Source organism: Acinetobacter sp. YH12254, assembly GCF_013417415.1.
GTDB lineage: Bacteria > Pseudomonadota > Gammaproteobacteria > Pseudomonadales > Moraxellaceae > Acinetobacter > Acinetobacter pseudolwoffii.
The window spans coordinates 1-18,421 of sequence record NZ_VPEB01000020.1; the positions used below are offsets into that span (position 1 = coordinate 1).

General features: G+C 43.2%; 15 protein-coding genes and 1 rRNA gene. 12 read left to right on the forward strand and 4 right to left on the reverse strand.

Going from position 1 to position 18,421, the window contains the following annotated elements:
* Positions 1–4 precede the first annotated feature (4 nt).
* The 6 genes from rrf to FTV29_RS13265 all read left to right on the forward strand — a co-directional run bounded on the left by rrf (position 5) and on the right by FTV29_RS13265 (position 5,995).
* Positions 5–119 (forward strand): 5S ribosomal RNA (gene rrf, locus FTV29_RS13240).
* 166 nt (positions 120–285) lie between these two features.
* Positions 286–1,545 (forward strand): esterase-like activity of phytase family protein, encoded by a 1,260-nt coding sequence (locus FTV29_RS13245; protein WP_180072919.1) that lies wholly within the window; start codon positions 286–288, stop codon positions 1,543–1,545.
* Between the two features lie 288 nt (positions 1,546–1,833).
* Positions 1,834–3,198 carry an MFS transporter gene (locus tag FTV29_RS13250; RefSeq protein ID WP_180075599.1) on the forward strand — a complete coding sequence of 455 codons (1,365 nt, stop codon included), beginning with the start codon at positions 1,834–1,836 and terminating at the stop codon, positions 3,196–3,198.
* Positions 3,199–3,534: 336 nt separating this feature from the next.
* Positions 3,535–4,884: an aromatic acid/H+ symport family MFS transporter gene (locus FTV29_RS13255; protein ID WP_180072917.1), complete on the forward strand. Its 1,350-nt coding sequence runs from the start codon at positions 3,535–3,537 to the stop codon at positions 4,882–4,884.
* A 95-nt stretch (positions 4,885–4,979) separates the two neighbouring features.
* Positions 4,980–5,654 carry a hypothetical protein gene (locus FTV29_RS13260; protein WP_159516523.1) on the forward strand — a complete coding sequence of 225 codons (675 nt, stop codon included), beginning with the start codon at positions 4,980–4,982 and terminating at the stop codon, positions 5,652–5,654.
* A 17-nt stretch (positions 5,655–5,671) separates the two neighbouring features.
* Positions 5,672–5,995 carry an ankyrin repeat domain-containing protein gene (locus FTV29_RS13265; protein WP_180075600.1) on the forward strand — a complete coding sequence of 108 codons (324 nt, stop codon included), beginning with the start codon at positions 5,672–5,674 and terminating at the stop codon, positions 5,993–5,995.
* 47 nt (positions 5,996–6,042) lie between these two features.
* Here FTV29_RS13265 and FTV29_RS13270 read toward each other — a convergent pair whose 3' ends face one another.
* The gene (locus FTV29_RS13270; protein ID WP_180075601.1) at positions 6,043–6,594 is read right to left on the reverse strand and encodes a type 1 glutamine amidotransferase domain-containing protein; all 552 of its coding nucleotides are present in this window, start codon (positions 6,592–6,594) and stop codon (positions 6,043–6,045) included.
* Between the two features lie 379 nt (positions 6,595–6,973).
* Positions 6,974–7,663 (reverse strand): TIGR04219 family outer membrane beta-barrel protein, encoded by a 690-nt coding sequence (locus tag FTV29_RS13275; RefSeq protein WP_180072911.1) that lies wholly within the window; start codon positions 7,661–7,663, stop codon positions 6,974–6,976.
* A gap of 135 nt (positions 7,664–7,798) precedes the next feature.
* Between FTV29_RS13275 and FTV29_RS13280 the strand changes: the two genes are divergently transcribed.
* From FTV29_RS13280 to zupT, 4 genes are all read left to right on the forward strand, one after another.
* A complete protein-coding gene (locus FTV29_RS13280; protein ID WP_180075602.1) occupies positions 7,799–9,247 on the forward strand; it encodes an aldehyde dehydrogenase family protein in 1,449 nt (482 codons plus the stop codon).
* Between the two features lie 597 nt (positions 9,248–9,844).
* Positions 9,845–11,320: a sodium-dependent transporter gene (locus FTV29_RS13285; RefSeq protein ID WP_180075603.1), complete on the forward strand. Its 1,476-nt coding sequence runs from the start codon at positions 9,845–9,847 to the stop codon at positions 11,318–11,320.
* A gap of 10 nt (positions 11,321–11,330) precedes the next feature.
* Positions 11,331–11,441: a methionine/alanine import family NSS transporter small subunit gene (locus FTV29_RS13290; protein WP_004647694.1), complete on the forward strand. Its 111-nt coding sequence runs from the start codon at positions 11,331–11,333 to the stop codon at positions 11,439–11,441.
* Positions 11,442–11,529: 88 nt separating this feature from the next.
* Positions 11,530–12,339 carry a zinc transporter ZupT gene (gene zupT / locus FTV29_RS13295; RefSeq protein WP_005108262.1) on the forward strand — a complete coding sequence of 270 codons (810 nt, stop codon included), beginning with the start codon at positions 11,530–11,532 and terminating at the stop codon, positions 12,337–12,339.
* Positions 12,340–12,410: 71 nt separating this feature from the next.
* Here the strand turns inward: zupT and rsmB are convergent, their stop codons facing one another.
* The gene (gene rsmB / locus FTV29_RS13300; protein ID WP_180075604.1) at positions 12,411–13,718 is read right to left on the reverse strand and encodes a 16S rRNA (cytosine(967)-C(5))-methyltransferase RsmB; all 1,308 of its coding nucleotides are present in this window, start codon (positions 13,716–13,718) and stop codon (positions 12,411–12,413) included.
* A complete protein-coding gene (gene fmt / locus FTV29_RS13305) occupies positions 13,715–14,677 on the reverse strand; it encodes a methionyl-tRNA formyltransferase (RefSeq protein ID WP_180075605.1) in 963 nt (320 codons plus the stop codon). Before fmt ends, rsmB begins: the two co-directional genes overlap by 4 nt.
* Before the next feature lie 408 nt (positions 14,678–15,085).
* Between fmt and ilvD the strand changes: the two genes are divergently transcribed.
* Positions 15,086–16,915: a dihydroxy-acid dehydratase gene (ilvD, locus tag FTV29_RS13310; RefSeq protein ID WP_100357653.1), complete on the forward strand. Its 1,830-nt coding sequence runs from the start codon at positions 15,086–15,088 to the stop codon at positions 16,913–16,915.
* Positions 16,916–17,112: 197 nt separating this feature from the next.
* Positions 17,113–18,420: an RNA-guided endonuclease TnpB family protein gene (locus FTV29_RS13315; protein ID WP_180075606.1), complete on the forward strand. Its 1,308-nt coding sequence runs from the start codon at positions 17,113–17,115 to the stop codon at positions 18,418–18,420.
* Position 18,421 lies beyond the last annotated feature (1 nt).

The window sequence follows — 18,421 nt, forward strand, 5'->3', positions numbered from 1 at the left end:
TTGTGCTGGCGACAATAGCAAGAGTGAACCACCTGATCCCTTCCCGAACTCAGAAGTGAAACCTCTTTGCGCTGATGGTAGTGTGGGGTTACCCATGTGAGAGTAAGTCATCGCCAGCTCATTATTCAAAACACCCTCAAGCCAAGGCTTGGGGGTGTTTTTTTGTGCGTGGGGTTTATAATTATTAAGATAAAACTGTCCTTAAAACTTCATCTCATCGCAACTGTCCTGTCATTCACGCTGTATTAAATAAGACGTCGACTTTATAAAAAGATGAATAGACGTATGAGAAAAATTTCTTTAAGTTTGCTGGCGGTCTCTGTATTCGCTCTGACGGCATGCAATGAATCCGATGATAAAACCCTTCAGCCCATCGAAAGCGTAACTGAACCAACTTTGGTGTCTTTTGCCAAACTGGATGTAGAGACCTATGCAGAAGGCTCTGATTCAGGACGAGATGTACGTGGAGCAAATGGTATTTTTCCTCCATTTTCAGGCCAGCCTGTACAGGGTTTTTCTGCTGCATTAAAGCAGCCGGATGGAACTTATCTGGTGATGTCGGATAATGGCTTTGGCTCGCAGGATAATTCTTCTGATTATTTATTGCGTTTGCATCATCTTTCTAGCGATTTCAGAACCAAGGCGGGCGGTACAGCAACTGTCAAACATTTATCTTATATTCAGCTTCGTGATCCGAACAAACTGATTCCTTTTGAAATTGTCCATCAGAATACTCAAGAGCGTTTATTGACAGGTGCTGACTTTGATCCGGAATCTATGCAGCGCGCGCCCAATGGCGATATCTGGATTGGAGATGAATTTGGCCCTTATTTATTACATTTTAGTGCAGATGGAATATTAAAAAGTCCGCCGATTGCTTTAGCGCATCCATTAGAAGCTGGAACTGAACTCAGATCTCCACAAAATCAGCTAAACAAGGGGACTATCGGTTATATTGACGGTTATATTGAACCTTTGGTACAGCAGAGTGGGGGCTTTGAAGGTATGGCAATTTCCCCCAATGGTCGCTATTTATATCCTTTACTTGAAAAACCTTTATTAAATGCCACGACGCCACAACTAATCATTTCAGAATTTGATCTGGAAAAGAAAGTTTATACTGGAAATTTCTATTATTTTGAGTTGGCTTCGAAAGCCTCTGCAATTGGTGATTTTCAGTTATTTAGTGCCAAAGAAGGTGTGATTATTGAACGTGATGACAGTGAAAATAATCTGGGCGGCTATAAAAAATTAATCAAGGTCAGATTGAATCAGTCCGGTGAGTCTGTCGCACGTGAAGAACTGGTTAATTTAATGGATCTGGCCAATCCAGATTTACTTTATGGTCCGGTACGTCCGGGAGATCTTGCCACCGGTCAGCGCTTTGGTTTTCCATTTCAGACCATTGAAGACATTATTATTGAAGGGCCTGATTTAATTACCGTCTTGAATGACAATAACTTTCCCGGTTCAAGTGGTCGTAATCGAAATCTGGCAGATGATAATGAAATTATTCAGATCCGATTAGCTCAAGCATTATATTAATTTCAGTTTTTTCTCAATTTTAAAACGTTCCCTGAGTCTGAGAACTCAGGGATTTTTATATCGAAGAAGTAGCTTGAATTGTTAAGAAATCATTAAAAACTGGACGCATGGGTTTAGAATTTTGAGCAAAGCTTAAGACTTTAGTCGCATATTGCCTGAAAATTAGCTGTGTTGAACTAAGTTGTTGCACGAACATGGCGATAAGAATCATTAAAAATAATAAATAAGAGTTAGTGGCATGTGTCGTGCTGAAAACAACGAATAATAACTCACAGGAGGTGAGTAAAAATGGTAGAAAACACGAAAATGGCAGCAAATACGGTTAGTGTGAATGATGTGATTGATCAGGCAAAATTCACTAAATTTCACTTAAGCATTGTATTGTGGTGTTTGTTTATTGTTCTATTTGACGGGTATGATTTAGCAATTAACGGTGTCGTTCTGCCTCTACTGATGCAGGAGTGGGGCATGAGTGCTGTTGAAGCAGGCATGCTTGCCAGTACAGCACTAGCCGGCATGATGTTTGGTGCCATGCTGTTTGGGATGCTTGCAGACAAAATCGGTCGTAAAAAAGTGATTTTAATTTGTGTCACTTTATTTAGTGCTTTTACATTTTTGGGTGGATTTACCACCACTCCAACAGAGTTTGGTATTTTACGTTTTATTGCCGGCTTGGGCATAGGTGGGGTATTACCTAACCTGGTTGCTTTAACCTCTGAATATGCGCCTAAACGTTTAAAAAGTACACTTGTAACCACCATGTTTAGTGGTTATGCCGTAGGTGGGATTATGGCTGCATTATGTGGTACATGGTTTACCCCAAGTTTTGGTTGGGAAATTATGTTCTTCATTGCAGGTATTCCCTTACTTTTTGTTCCATTGTTTTGGAAGTTCTTACCTGAGTCTCTAACTTTCTTGGTTAAAGAACAAAAAATGAATGAGGCACGTCATTTTATAAAACGAGTTGAGCCAACTGCAGACGTACGAGCAGACACTGAACTGGTTCTAGCCACAGGCGATCAGACACAAAGTGCATCAGTAAAAGCGTTATTTACAGAAAATCGTGCCACAGGAACATTCTTATTTTGGATTGCTTTCTTTATGTGCTTACTCATGCTTTATGCACTTGGAAGTTGGCTGCCAAAACTCATGATGGCTGCGGGATATTCTTTAGGCAGCAGTTTAATGTTCTTATTAGCACTGAATATTGGTGCCGTGATCGGAACCATTAGTGGTGGTATTCTGGCAGACCGTTTTGACTTTAAACCTGTTCTTATTAGTATGTTAACTGTGGGTGTACTGTCTCTGGTTGGTTTAGGCTTTAACTCTCCAACACCTGTTATTTATTTACTTGTCAGTTTAGCAGGTGCTTCATCTATTGGTACCAGTATCTTGTTATATAGCTATGTTGCTCAATACTATCCTGTTGCAGTACGTTCTACCGGTATTGGTTGGGCTTCTGCTGTGGGGCGTACAGGTGCAATTGTGGGTCCAATTGTGATTGGTATGCTGCTGGGTATGGAATTACCACATAAATGGAATTTCATCGCGGTTGCCATGCCGGGTATTATTGGTATCATCGCTATTTCAATGATTCGTCAACCACAACCCGGTCGCGTTCAGGTGAAACAATTAAAAGCAGCCAAAATTTAAACGATCTTCATTGATTCATTCAGTTTAAAAAACCCCTTTGTCTGAAGGGGTTTTTTATATCTTTAGTATGAAATAAAACCACTCAAAAAAAGTGATTGAGCTAAAAAATCTACAAATTCTGCTTAAATTAAAGTCATTATTATTAATGGCTTAAAATTTAATTTTAATAATAATGTGACATATCACGCAAATAAATGGCATTACATTTGTCATAGCAGAATATCAATTAGTCTTATTGTGCCTTAAATCCCGCTTGCGTATATTGCCTGACATTGAAGATTGCCTTCAATCTTCAACAAAGATGTTATGGACAAGTACTCATGGGAGATGAGAACGATGACAACGGAAAAAATAGATGTAAATTCTGTAGTCGATAATGCGAAATTCACGCCTTTCCACTTCAATGTAGTTGCTTGGTGTTTACTTATTATCTTATTTGATGGCTACGATTTAGCAATCAATGGTGTGGTTTTACCCTTACTGATGCAAGACTGGGGCTTAAGTGCAGTGCAAGCGGGCATGCTTGCAAGTACCGCACTGGCTGGCATGATGTTTGGTGCGATGATCTTCGGTTCCCTCGCGGACAAGATCGGTCGTAAGAAAGTGATCATGATCTGTATTGTATTATTCAGTGGTTTAACTTTTGCGGGTGGCTTTGCCTCAAATCCAACCGAATTCGGTATTTTACGTTTTCTTGCCGGTCTGGGTATTGGTGGGGTCATGCCGAATCTGGTGGCATTGACTTCGGAATATGCGCCACAAAAAATGCGCAGTACCTTGGTAACCACCATGTTTAGTGGTTATGCCGTCGGTGGTGTAATGGCTGCGTTGTTGGGTTCATGGTTTACCCCAAGTTTTGGTTGGGAAATCATGTTCTTTATCGCGGGTATTCCATTATTTTTATTACCAGTGATCTGGAAATTTTTGCCTGAATCGCTGGCATTTATTGTGAAGCAAAACAAGCAGGCTGAAGCACGTCAAATCGTACGTCGTCTGGCACCAAATCTAACGGTTACCGAGAATACAACGCTTACCCTGCCACAGGAAAATGTGCCTGAAGCAGCAAACGTGGTGAGCTTGTTCCGTCGTGGCCGTGCGGTCAATACCTTATTGTTCTGGGTCGCGTTCTTCACTTGTCTGTTAACTATGTATGCTTTAAGCAGCTGGTTACCGAAGTTGATGATGGCAGCGGGCTACTCGATGGACAACAGTCTGATGTTCATGATGGTGATGAACGTGGGTGCGGTTGTAGGTATTGTGGGTGGTGGTATTCTGGCGGATCGTTTCCACTTGAAACCGGTACTGATGTTCCTGGGTATTATGGGTGCGATTGTGATGAGCCTGATGGGCTTCCAGTCGAATTCGTTCCTGCTTTACATCTTGGTGTTCTTGGCGGGTGCAGCGTCGATTGGTTCGCAAATGTTGCTATATAGCTATGTTGCGCAGTTCTACCCACTTGCGGTACGTTCGACAGGTATTGGCTGGTCTTCTGCGATTGGTCGTATGGGCGCGATTGTAGGGCCGATCCTGATTGGTGGTTTGCTTGGTATGAACCTGCCTGCTTACTTCAACTTTATGGCAGTCGGCTTACCGGTTCTGATTACTGCAATTGCGGTTGCGTTAATCATGCATGACAATGAATCTGAAAAGATTGGTGCAATTGAGCCAGCAGTGTCTAAAGCTTAAAGCTAAGTTTTTAAATAAGAAGCCTCCGAAAGGGGGCTTTTTTATTATTATCATTAAATGATAAATTTTAAAAATATTAAAAAAGTGATAAATAAATGAACCTAAATGATCGTTTTAAGAAGTTTGCGGATTCTGAATATGAATCGATAGATGATATACAGGATATTAAATTTATAGGGCGTAAGGCAGATTATTTTGCTTTTGAGCGCTCATGGATTTTAGAAGTCAAATTTTTAGAAAAAGATAGACAGAGTACAATTAATGACTTTACAAATGATCAAGTAGATAAAGATCAGGATTTCCCAGAATTTTTTGGGACTGTACATATTGAAGAGTTGATCCAAAAACATAAAGATCCTAATTTTATTAGAAATAAATTATGTGATTATGCCTCTCGAAATTTGCGATCACTTCTTTCATCAGCAGATAAACAAATCTCTGAAACTAAAAAAGCTATAGGAAAAGATGATTGCACAGGGATATTAGTTCTTCTAAATGAAAGAAATGATTTTCATGATCAAGATTTTATTTACCAAGAAATAAGTCGTCTATTACATAGAAAAGATGAACAAGGCAATATTCAAAGAAAACATATACAGGGTGTATGGTATATCCATGAATATAAAGAAAATAATAAAAGAAATGTTTTCTCTAGTTTTTTAATGGGTCCTACAGCTAATATTGAGTCAGTTAAATCATTAGGAAATTTTTTGCACATGGATTGGATTAGTTATAATGGATATGCTTTTATACCCTCAGACTTAAAATAAATCTTGAGGTAGATTCTATGCAATTCGACTCATTCTCCCCAATCCCTGAAGATGATGACGAATTACATCTTCCTGAACTGGTGTACTGGGCTTCTTTAGGCGATGTTGAACAGGTCGAGCAAGGCTTACAGGAAGGTCTGGACGTTAACTCTGCCGACGAAGAAGGCTATAGTGCTTTACAGGCCGCTGCTGAAAATGATCATCTGGAAGTGGTCAAACTCTTGGTCAGCAAGGGTGCTGATATTGCACATCGCAGTCCTAATACTGCTTTAGAATTGGCCGAAATGGAAGGCAATAAAGAAGTGATGGTTTATCTAAAAAGCTTGACCGGAACTATTTAAAGCAAAAGAGAACCTCAATCATGAGATTCTCTTTTTATGGTAGGAACTTAGGCAGCATCGCCTTCAAGTTCTTTTAAAATGGCTTCATTAAAGGCCGGAAGATCATCCGGATTCCGTGAAGTAATCAGTACCCAGCCGCCGGTATTACAGCGATGCACTTCTTCATCGACCCATTTACCGCCGGCATTTTCCAGATCCAGCTTGATGCTTTTATATGAGGTCAGATTCTTGTCTTTAATTCGATCTGCATCAATTAAGGCCCATGGCCCATGACAGAGCGCCGCAATCGGTTTGTGATTGTCGGCAAAATGCTGAATAATTTTCTGGGCATCCTGATTAATTCTTAAAGTATCTGCGTTGACTGTACCACCTGGAATCACCAACAGATCATAATCATTCAGGTCGACATGGTCAAAACTGGTATCAGGCGTATATTGGGTAGCAGCTTTGGTATCACCTTTGACAGTGGCTACATCTTCATTTTTTTCTGCAGCATGAATCACTTCAAAACCTTTGGACTTTAAAAAATTTAAAGGCTCAGTCAGTTCATCATGTTCAATACCTTGATTGGATGTAATAAAGAGGACCTTTTTTACCATGATTGCTGTTCCCAAAAAATGTGAGGATTTTTAGCTTAACAACAAGCCGATTTTTACAATGTTGGAGTTTTAACTCGGAACTGTTAAGCAAAGATAAATAAAACAATGCACAGAAAAAGAAATAGCAGAAAAAAAGCCCCAACATCCTGTTGGGGCTTTTTCCGTATCTCGTGATTTAGGTATAACTCCTGTCGTACCTCACGTCCTGATGCTTGCTTATTCTTGTTGTTTTTAGGTTTTCGGAGCATCCTGCTCTCTATGTGTCTAAAGTAATACACAAGCAGATTTTGTACCAGCAGCAGATTGCGCTTATTGTTGTACGCTTTGACTTACATGAACGCAGAGAAATTGAGCACGACCAGCTGCTGAATTCTTGGCATCAAAAATGTACATCTAAGCCAATATACGGGCCTTTAAATTCCAGCTGTAAATCTGGACGTTGCTCCTGTTGAAAATCTACCGTCATCATGCGATAACCGATTTTGGCACCGACATCGACCAGCAGATTATCAATAAAATCATATTGTAACTCAGCCTGTACATCGGTCTTTTTACTATCGCTGCCATGACTGTAAACGGCTTCTGCTTTGGCACTCAGTCCGGTAAATGGCAATTTAACCCCTGCAGTTGCATAGAGCAGTGGAGTGTATTCATCCAGATCGTATTGCGTGAAAGCCCCGGTATTCAGGTTTTTTACCGTACCCTCCAGATTGCTTAAGCCTGCGCCTATATCGGCATGTACCACGGTATCCAGCAATTCGTAATACAGAATATAGTCAATATTCTTCAGTTTGATTTCTGAGGCATTGATCGGAGTGCTTTGTTCGCTGTTGCTGTCCAGATTGACATATTTGATTTTGGCATTTGGCAACAGTGGCACTGGATGTTCAAAAGCCACGGACAGCTGCGCCGTACCTTGTCGATCCAGATCATGTTTCATACTGCTATTTTCGCTATAACCGTTAAAATTCCAGTAGCTGAGATCGGCTTTTGCCCCGATGAAATCTGCATGACTGAGCGTGCTTAATCCAAAACTGAAGAATAATGTGGCGAGTATTTTTGTCTGCATGACAGTGAGTCCCTAAAGCTTTATTAAAATTGAGCGTGTCTGGTTACTTAAAAACATCTTCTTAATATTTATCAGCAAGTGCATGATATAGAGAATTTCAAAAATGTATATCCTGAGATTTTGAAGGACTAAAAAATGCGATCTACAGCAGTACAACAGTGTAAAGACTATTCATTCTATGTGGCTGGTCAGGCGGTTCAGACCGGAGAATGGCTAGAGGTTAAACATAAATATACGCAAGCACTCTATGCACGTGTCGCTTTGGCCGATGCCAAAAGTCTGGAGCAGGCCATCCAGTCTGCCCTAGACACCGAGGCAGAGATGGCGGCTTTAGAACCCTTTCAAAAACAGAAAATTCTACTGCATTGTGTGCGCCGTTTTCATGAAATTCGTGAAGAACTGACTGAAATTCTGATTGCAGAAGGCGGTAAACCGCGCAAAGCGGCAGAAGCCGAAGTCGAGCGTCTGATTAATACCTTTCAAATTGCCGCAGATGCCGTGACTCAAATTGATCAGGGACGTATGCTGCCTTTGGCTGTAACCGCGGCAGCATCGGGGTATCAGGGTATGGTTAAGCAGGTGCCGATTGGCGCAGTGTCTTTAATCAGCCCTTTTAATTTTCCCTTAAATCTGACCGCCCACAAAATTGCACCGGCAATTGCTGCCGGTTGTCCTTTCGTGTTGAAACCCGCCAGTCTGACGCCGATTTCTGCCTTGAAAATTGCCGAGATTCTGGCGGAAACCGATTTGCCGAAAGGCGCATTTTCAGTTTTACCCTGTCCGCGCGAGCTGGCCGATGTGCTGGTCACCGATGACCGTTTTAAATTACTCAGTTTTACCGGTTCCGATGTGGTGGGTTGGGATATGAAAGCGCGAGCTGGCCGCAAAAAAGTGGTTCTGGAGCTGGGCGGTAATGCCGCAGTCATGATCGAGCCGGATACCGAAATTAATGATGCCTTGATTACCCGTCTGGTTGGCGGTGCTTATGGTCATGCCGGGCAGGTCTGTATCAGTGTGCAGCGCATTCTGGTGCATCAGGATATTTATGCCGAAGTCAGAGATAAACTGCTTGCAAAACTCAAACATCTGAAAGCCACCGATCCAAATCTGAGCACAACTTTGGTGGGGCCGATGATCAAGGAAGCAGAAGCCAAACGCCTGAAAAAATGGCTGGAAAAAGCACTGAAAAAGGATGCCAGAATTCTGGTAGGTGGTGAGCTGGATGGAGTGATGTTCGCACCGACTTTATTGGAAAACGTGGATCATAATCTGGAAATTTACCGTGATGAAGTCTTTGGTCCGGTGGCGATGATTGAACCTTATCCTGATTTTGAAGCAGGGATTGCCTGTATCAATCGTAGCCGTTTTGGCTTGCAGGCCGGAGTGTATACCCAGAACTTGAACAAGATGCTGTATGCCTGGGATCATCTGCATGTCGGCGGGGTCATTATCAATGACATTCCATCTTTCCGGGTGGACAACATGCCCTATGGTGGGGTGAAGGATTCAGGTTTAGGCCGTGAAGGGATTCAATCTGCCATTCGCGATATGCAGGAAGAACGGATGCTGGTGATTAAATCTTAAGTAAATGACATCAATCGCTCAGATCCCGTGATGGATTTGCTGCAGGTCAGACCGGGGTATTGCAGTCCATTTTCAGATGTCAAAGATGCACGTGGAGCAGGGCGATCAGATCTCTGTTCCGCGCATTTCAGCTATAGAGTGGCTCACATCGCGATAAGCCTTTGACTCGAATTCTTCTATAAATATAAGGCGATTTGGATGATCGCAGCATGAGCTTTGCTTGACTGCGGTTCTGTAGTCAAACTTAAGAAAGATATATTCCAAAAAGTTTGTCAATATATAGCCTATAAAATCAGGTGGGTTTCGTTGAATTATTGAACGCTTAATTCGAATAGATTATAAATAACGAATATTTTCAGCAGAATTTACAGAAAAAATTTAAAAAAGTCAGTATTGTTGAACCATCTACAAGGTCAGCTTTTCGATCAGACTTTAAGCAAGATGTAAGACCTGCTGACCTGTTTGTACATTAGAATTCGACGCCCAAAAGGTGCAGCTCTAATCCAAACACCCAAAATTATTGAAAATGCTTCTTTTTTTGCTTGCGCCATAACCATAACAAGCAGCATCTAAAGGGGTTAAAAGTTTAGGTGTTCTATGACAGAAACTCGTGAGAATTGGTCCGCACGATCAGGATTCATTATTGCAGCGATTGGTTCCGCCGTTGGCTTGGGGAATATCTGGCGTTTCCCTTATGTTGCCTATGAAAATGGTGGCGGGGCATTCCTGATCCCCTATCTGATTGCGATTTTCGCAGCAGGTTTACCTTTATTGTTTTTAGACTATGCGGTCGGACACAAGTTCCGTAAAGCACCGCCTATGGCCTATAAAAAACTCATGAATGCCGAATCCTTGGGTTGGTGGCAGGTCATGGTCACTCTGGTGATCGGGATTTACTATGCCAGCGTCTTGTCCTGGGCTGGCAGCTATATGTTCTATTCCTTTGGACAGCAGTGGGGCACAGATACCCAAGGCTTCTTCTTCAATACTTACCTGCAAAATGGTGAGGGTCTGACGCTCGGTTTTGTACCTGTGCTGTTCTTTGGTTTGGTGGTCGTTTGGGCAGCAGTCATGCTGATTCTTTACGGTGGAGTACGCCGTGGGGTGGAACTGGCGAATAAAATCTTTATGCCATTGCTGGTGATTTTATTCACGATCCTAGTGATTCAGGCAGTACGTTTACCTGGTGCAGTCGATGGCTTAAATGCTTTCTTCACGCCGAACTGGGAAGCGATGGCCAACTATAAAGTCTGGTTAGCCGCTTTTGGTCATATCTTTTTCTCACTATCAGTGGGCTTCGGGATCATGTTGACCTATGCATCTTACCTGAAACGCAAAACCAACCTGACCGGTTCAGGGATCGTGGTGGCACTGGCCAACTCGTCTTTTGAAATTCTGGCGGGTATTGGTGTCTTTGCCGCGCTTGGTTTTATGGCGTTCAGCTCAGGTGCGAAAGTTGAAGATGTGGTGTCTGGCGGTATCGGTCTGGCCTTTATTGCGTTTCCGAAAATCATTTCCAGTTTAGGTGCAGGTGGTGACCTGTTCGGTTTCCTGTTCTTTGCTTCGTTGACGGTTGCCGGTATTACCTCGATGGTGAGCATCCTGCAAGTTCCGATTGCTGCGTTCCAAGACAAACTGGGCTGGTCAAAGAACAAGTCAGTGACGATTATTGCTGGTGGTTCAGCGGTGATTTCTACCCTGATGTTCTCGACACATAGTGCCATTACCTTTGTCGATATCATCGACTACTTTGCCAATAACATCGGTATTGTCGGTGGTGGTCTGTTATCGATTATTCTGTTGTCCTGGTTCCGTCGTCCATTAATGAAACAGCTAGAAGGCCATGTGAATGAGTTTGCCAGCGTGAAACTGGGTGCCAGTTGGAACTTCATGCTAACGGTGATCACGCCTTTGTCATTATTGCTGGCATTGGGCCTGACCCTGAAATCGATCATGGCAGAAGGTTATGGTGGCTATGCTGCCAGTACCCTATGGATGGTAGGTGGAGGAGTAATGGCATTCTTTATTCTGGGTGCCATTCTATTCAGCCTGATTAAAGATCGTCACAGCTAGGAGAGCGACTATGAATACATCTGCACTAATCATGATGATCATCTCTATCGTTTTATTATGGGGTGGTCTGGTACTGGCTGTGATTCATCTGGCAAAGAATCCGGAAGAACCAGAAGACTAAAAATCTTCACATAAACCTACTGTTACCATAAATAGAAGTCATTATCATCCTTGATGATAATGACTTTTTTAATGGCTGATGCTCTGACATGATTTCCGTTTCAGATGGACAAGTCTATACAGCCTTTGCCGTGACTTTATTTGCCGGGCTGGCCACCGTGGTGGGTGGGGGACTGGTATTATTCTTAAAAAAACCTAATTTCCGTTTGCTGGCCTTTGGTCTGGCCTTTGCTGCCGGGGCCATGATCTATGTCTCTTTAACCGAAATTCTGAACAAATCGATCGCTTCCTTTAGCCTAGATTTTGATGAAAAAACCGGTTTTGCCTTTGGCACTTTTGCTTTTTTACTGGGCGTAGTTCTGGTGTTATTGCTAGATCGCTTTGTGCCAAACCCACATGACACTATTGAAACCCATTCTGCCAAGGGCGTCAGTTCACCCCAATTACTGCGTACCGGCATGCTGACCCTGTTTGCGATTAGCGCACATAACCTGCCGGAAGGACTGGCGACGTTTTTTGCCACGCTGGAAAGCCCTGCTTTGGGTGCGCCACTGGCGGTGGCAATTGCGATTCATAATGTACCAGAAGGCGTGGCGATTGCCTTGCCGGTATATATGGCCACCGGCCGTAAAGATTATGCGCTCTGGGCCAGTCTGGTTTCGGGCTTGGCCGAACCATTGGGGGCAGCGCTCGGTTATTTTATTCTGGCACCTTATATGAGTGAAACCGTCTATGGTCTGATCTTTGGCGTGATTGGTGGGGTGATGGTTTATCTGGCGCTGGATGAATTATTGCCGACGGCAAAGCGCTATTCTGAAGGGCATGAAACAGTCTATGGATTGGTGAGCGGCATGGCGGCATTGGCCAGCAGTCTGGTGATTTTTAAGTTTATTCAATAAGCCTTATATTCCCTAAATCACGAGGTATAAAAAAAGGCAGCTTGCGCTGCCTTTCATTTTAAACACATGACTTATGCAGTTTTTTCTATACGGCAATAGAAAAAGCCGTCGCCTTGATCTGCTTTCGGCAACAACTGACGACCATGAATCTGCTCGATGCCCCAATCAGCTTCGATTTTGATTTCTTTGGCATCGGCATGTTGAGCAAAGAACTCGACCATCTGTTGTTCATTTTCGGCTTTCAGAATTGAACAGGTGATGTACAGCAACGTACCACCGACTTTCAGTTGCTGCCATATATTTTCCAGAATCTGCTTTTGCAGCTGTACCGTTTGCGGAATATCGGTAGAGTGACGTAACAAGCGAATATCCGGATGACGACGGATCACACCAATTGCAGAGCATGGTGCATCCAGTACGATACAATCGACCGGCTCCGGAGCGGTCCAGGTGATCGCATCAGCCGCGATAATTTCAACGTCGGCATATTCAGTTAACAGTAAACGTTCCAGATTTTCTGCCACACGGACTAAACGTTTAGCATCCTGATCAATGGCATAGAGTTTTTTCGGGCTGTATTTTTCCAAGATATGCGCAGTCTTACCACCCGGTGCAGCGCAGGCATCTACTACAACTTTTCCTTCCAGATCAGGTATTAAGGTTGCACATAGCTGGGCGTGTTCATCCTGAACCGAGAAGCCGCCGGCTTCATAGCCCGGCAGGTTTGGAATATGTACATTCTGTTCCAGCACAATGCCGACTTCAGACAGGGTACAGGCGCGTGCCTCATAACCTTCTTCTTCCAGAATTTCCAGATATTCATCACGGCTGACCTGATTGACATTGACACGCAAGGTCAGCGGCGCAATCTGTTTTAACTCGTGCGACAGTTCAGCCAGCTGTTCCGGCCAGTCTTTCTTTAAACGCTTGAATAACCAGCTTGGCAGGCCATGCGCCTGATTTAAAGCCAGATCAAATTCCTCTGTTTCACGTGAAACACGACGCAGCACCGCATTGACCAGACCACTTAAAGGTTCGAATCCCAGTTGTTTGGCTGCTGTCACCGTTTCTGAAATCGCAGCATGCGCCGGAATACGGGTACATAGAATCTGGTATAAACCTAAATATAAGCAGCTTTCCAAGGCCTGGTTATCGAGAGGTTTGGTTAATAGCGGCAGAGTAATGGCTTTCAGGCCATGCCATTGACGTAAACAGCCCAAGGTTAACTCGTGATACAAGCCACGGTCACGTTCAGACACAATATTGATATGTTGGTTGAGTACAGAAGCAAGTGATTGGCCGTTTTGTACAGCCAATAGCGTTTTGACAACTTGCGCGCGCAAATTCAAGTTTTTAGCTGATGATTGAATTTGGCTCATGTGAATTTATATCCTAGCGATAGTTTTTGAGTTTGATTAATTTGAACAGCATTCAGGGCTTTGCCGCCCGGCCATTGCAGATTGGTGATGCAAATGGCGCTCTGATCACCACACATCACATGTACGCCGTCTTTATCCAGGGCAATCACTTCACCAGGCAGAGCAGTGCTTGCGTTGTGCGTAGAAAGTGATGAGTTCCAGATGCGTAAATTGTTTGTGTCATCCAGCGGGGTAAAGGCTACTGGCCAAGGATTAAAAGCGCGGATATTATGGTCAATCTCTGCCGCAGCTTGTGTCCAGTCAATTTGCGCTTCTGCTTTAGACAGTTTATGTGCATAGACCGTCAGGCTGTCATCTTGCACTTCACGCTGTGCTAAATAGTGCTGCAAGGTCTGTTCCGATTCAAGCACAGCCGCAATTGCCTCAGCACCTTGCAGCGCCAGTTTGTCATGCAGGCTGGCAGAGGTATCTTCGGCGGTAATTGGGCAGATAGTTTTGTACAGCATGTCTCCGGTATCCAGACCGGCTGCCATTTTCATAATGGTCACACCGGTTTCGGTATCGCCAGTAGCAATCGCGCGCTGAATCGGGGCTGCACCGCGCCAGCGTGGCAACAGGGAACCATGAATATTCAGGCAACCATATTTTGGTGTATCCAGAACCACTTGTGGCAGGATCAGGCCATAGGCCGCCACCACCATCACATCTGCATTTAAGGCTTTGAGTTCTGCTTGCGCTGCCAGACCTTCTTCAGTCGAAGATTTGAAATGAAGCGGTTGGTACACTGGAATATTGTGTTCAAGCGCCAACTGCTTGACCGCAGATGCCGTGAGTTTTTGTCCGCGTCCGGCCTTGCGGTCAGGCTGGGTATACACCGCCACAATTTCATGCTCGGTTTTGAGCAGCGCAGCCAATGCAGTCGCTGCAAATTCTGGTGTGCCTGCAAATATGATCTTCACACATGAAATTCCAAATAAACTTAAAGCGTATTATAAGCCAAAAGCCAAATTTCAGCCTAATCGTTGCAAAAACTTATTGAATAAGACCGGTGAGTGCTTGAATTTCAGTGGAATTTTTATATAAAAAAAACTCATGCAAATTGTAAAAATTATTCATGAAAGTTTTGTATTGTCCTGATGATGATGACGGTATAGTAGATTTCATCAAGAAATTTTTATCGTCAGATCATTACGACCTCTCTATAGACATTTTTGCCTGCATCTACAACCAAAGGGTCATCTTGTAAAACAAGGGCTTGTAGTATGATAGGTGTAAAATTTAACTGATTTAAGCTTATTGTCAGTATGATTTAGCCAGAGTGGATCTGTCCGGTTCATTTCAAGCTCAAACTTTGTTGGAAATATAAAATGCCTGACTATCGTTCAAAAACATCGACACACGGAAGAAATATGGCTGGCGCACGCGGTTTATGGCGTGCTACCGGAATGAAAGATGAAGATTTCGGTAAGCCGATTATTGCGGTGGTGAACTCGTTCACCCAGTTTGTACCGGGTCATGTGCATCTCAAAGACCTGGGTCAGCTGGTGGCACGTCAAATTGAAGCGTCAGGCGGTGTAGCAAAAGAATTTAATACCATTGCAGTCGATGACGGCATCGCGATGGGTCATGACGGCATGCTGTATTCATTGCCTTCGCGTGACCTGATTGCTGACTCGGTTGAATACATGGTTAATGCACACTGTGCAGATGCGATGGTGTGTATTTCAAACTGTGACAAAATCACCCCGGGCATGCTCATGGCAGCCATGCGTTTGAACATTCCTGTGGTGTTTGTTTCAGGCGGCCCGATGGAAGCGGGTAAAGTGCAAATTCGTGGCAATGAACAGGCAATTGACCTTGTTGATGCGATGATTGTGGCGGCAGATGACAACTACACAGACGAAGAAGTCAAAGCATACGAACGTTCTGCATGTCCAACCTGTGGTTCTTGTTCAGGTATGTTTACGGCCAACTCAATGAACTGTTTGACTGAAGCTTTGGGTCTTTCATTACCGGGTAATGGTTCTACGCTGGCAACACATGCCAACCGTAAGAAATTATTTGAGCGCGCAGGTCAGTTGATCGTTGAAATCACCAAGCGTCATTATGAGCAAAATGACTACAGCGTATTGCCACGTAATGTAGCAACCAAAGCATCCTATGAAAATGCCATGACTTTGGACATCGCGATGGGTGGTTCAACCAACACCGTTCTTCACTTGTTGGCAGCTGCTCACGAAGCAGAAGTAGACTTCACCATGGACGATATCGACCGTTTATCTCGTAAAGTGCCTGTACTGTGTAAAGTGGCACCTGCGGTTAAAAACGTCCACATGGAAGATATTCACCGTGCCGGCGGCATTATGTCGATCCTCGGTGAACTAGACCGTGGTGGCTTACTGGATACGTCTGTACCGACCGTACATGAAGCAACGTTGAAAGATGCTTTAGACAAATGGGACATCATCCGTACTGAAGATGAAGAGGTATATAACTTCTTCAAATCGGCACCGGGCGGTGTACCAACCCAAACTGCATTCTCACAAGATCGTTATTACACCCGTCTAGATGGCGACCGTGAAAATGGTGTAATACGTAATGTTGAACATGCCTTCTCGCAAGACGGCGGTTTGGCAGTGCTTTACGGCAACATTGCACTGGATGGTTGTATCGTCAAAACTGCGGGTGTAGATGACTCTATCTTGAAATTCAACGGCACAGCACGTGTATTTGAAAGCCAGGATGATGCAGTTGAAGCCATTCTTGGTGGGAAAATCGTGGCAGGTGATGTGGTGCTGATCCGTTATGAAGGTCCACAGGGTGGTCCAGGCATGCAAGAAATGTTGTACCCAACCAGCTACTTAAAATCGAAAGGTTTAGGTAAAGACTGTGCACTTGTCACTGATGGTCGTTTCTCTGGTGGTTCTTCAGGTCTTTCCATTGGTCACGTTTCCCCAGAAGCAGCTGAAGGCGGCACAATTGCCCTGGTTGAAGATGGCGACCGTATCGAAATTGATATTCCAAACCGTAGCATTCATTTAGCCGTTGCTGAAGATGTATTGGCAGCACGCCGTGAAGTACAAGAAGCCAAAGGTTGGAAGCCTGCAAAGGAACGTCCACGTAAAGTATCTAAAGCGCTGAAAGCCTATGCAATGCATGCCACCAGTGCGGCGAAAGGTGCGGTACGTGATATCTAAGCTGTAATTTTACAGATTTAAATAGCACTCCAGATGGGGTGCTTTTTTTATACAAGAAACTATCTTAAAATGAAAGAGGACTCCACCCGACAGTCAGGGTGGAGGTGAATTTCGTAAGTTTTTTAATTTAGCTTTAATTCGTTTTTATGTTAAAATAAAAGAAATATAACATTGTATTTAAATAAGTTTTAAAAAAAATGAAAATCAACAAGGCGTATAAATTTAGGCTTGAGCCTAATGAAGAGCAAGAGGTTATTTTAAACAATCTTGTTGGTTCTGCGCGTTTTGTTTGGAATCAAATTTTAGTTGTGTCATTTGAAATGTTTGCAAAGAATGAATTTATCAATGCAACCAATTTGGTGAATAAAATCACCAGTCTTAAAAAGAATCCTGAATATGCTTTTTTAGCAAATCATTCTAATGCTGTTTCCCTACAGCAAAAAATTCGTGATCTGGCTTCGGCTTGGACAAGGTTTTTCAATGCAAAAGAACATGCAAGATTAAAAGAAAATAAGCGTAAACCACGCAAGCCCAAATTCCTCAAACTCACTGATGGTTCTGAAATCCAGTTACGCCCACTGATGCCTAGATTTAAGAAAAAATCAGATGGTTACGATTCAATTAGATTGGTGCAATTTGATAAATATTGTCGAATTGAGGGTAATCGAGTTAAGCTGCCAAATGGCATAGGATTTGTGAAATTTAGAAAATCACAAGATATTCTAGGCACAATTAAGAATGTGACAATCAGTAAGAGATCAGGTCATTGGTATATTTCATTTGGCAGTGAAAAAGAGTTATTGGAAAATCCAGTACATCCATCCAAAACCGCAGTTGGTGTTGATTTAGGTGTCAAGAAATTAGTCACAACATTTGAGGGTGAGGTATTTAACCCAAAGAACAGTTTTAAAACCAACCAAATTAAATTAGCTAAACTTCAACGTAAGTTGAGCAAAAAATTGAAGTTTAGTGAAAATTGGAAAAAGTTGAACACCACAATTAACAAGCTACATTATCATATTGCTAATATTCGGCATGACTACCTACATAAAGTCACGACAACTCTCAGCAAAAACCACGCAATGATCGTAGTTGAGGACTTAAAAGTAGCCAATATGTCGAAGTCAGCAAGTGGCACAATCGAGAAAAAAGGAAAGAATGTCAAAGCCAAGTCGGGCTTAAACAAGGCAATCCTAGATCAAGGTTGGTCAATGCTTGTTGATATATTGGAGTACAAACAACAATGGCGAGGTGGTTTACTCGTTAAGATTGGCCCGAAATACACAAGTCAAACGTGTAGCTCCTGCGGTCATGTTGCAAAAGAAAATAGGCTTACTCAGGCACATTTTGAATGTGTTGCGTGTGGCTTTAGCGAGAATGCGGATATTAACGCTTCTCGTAATATTTTGGCGGTGGGACACACCGTTTTGTCTGTGGAGGGTGGATGCGGTAAAGGTCGCCCGATGAAGCAGAAAGCAAGCGAAATCCGTGAGGAAGTCACCTAAG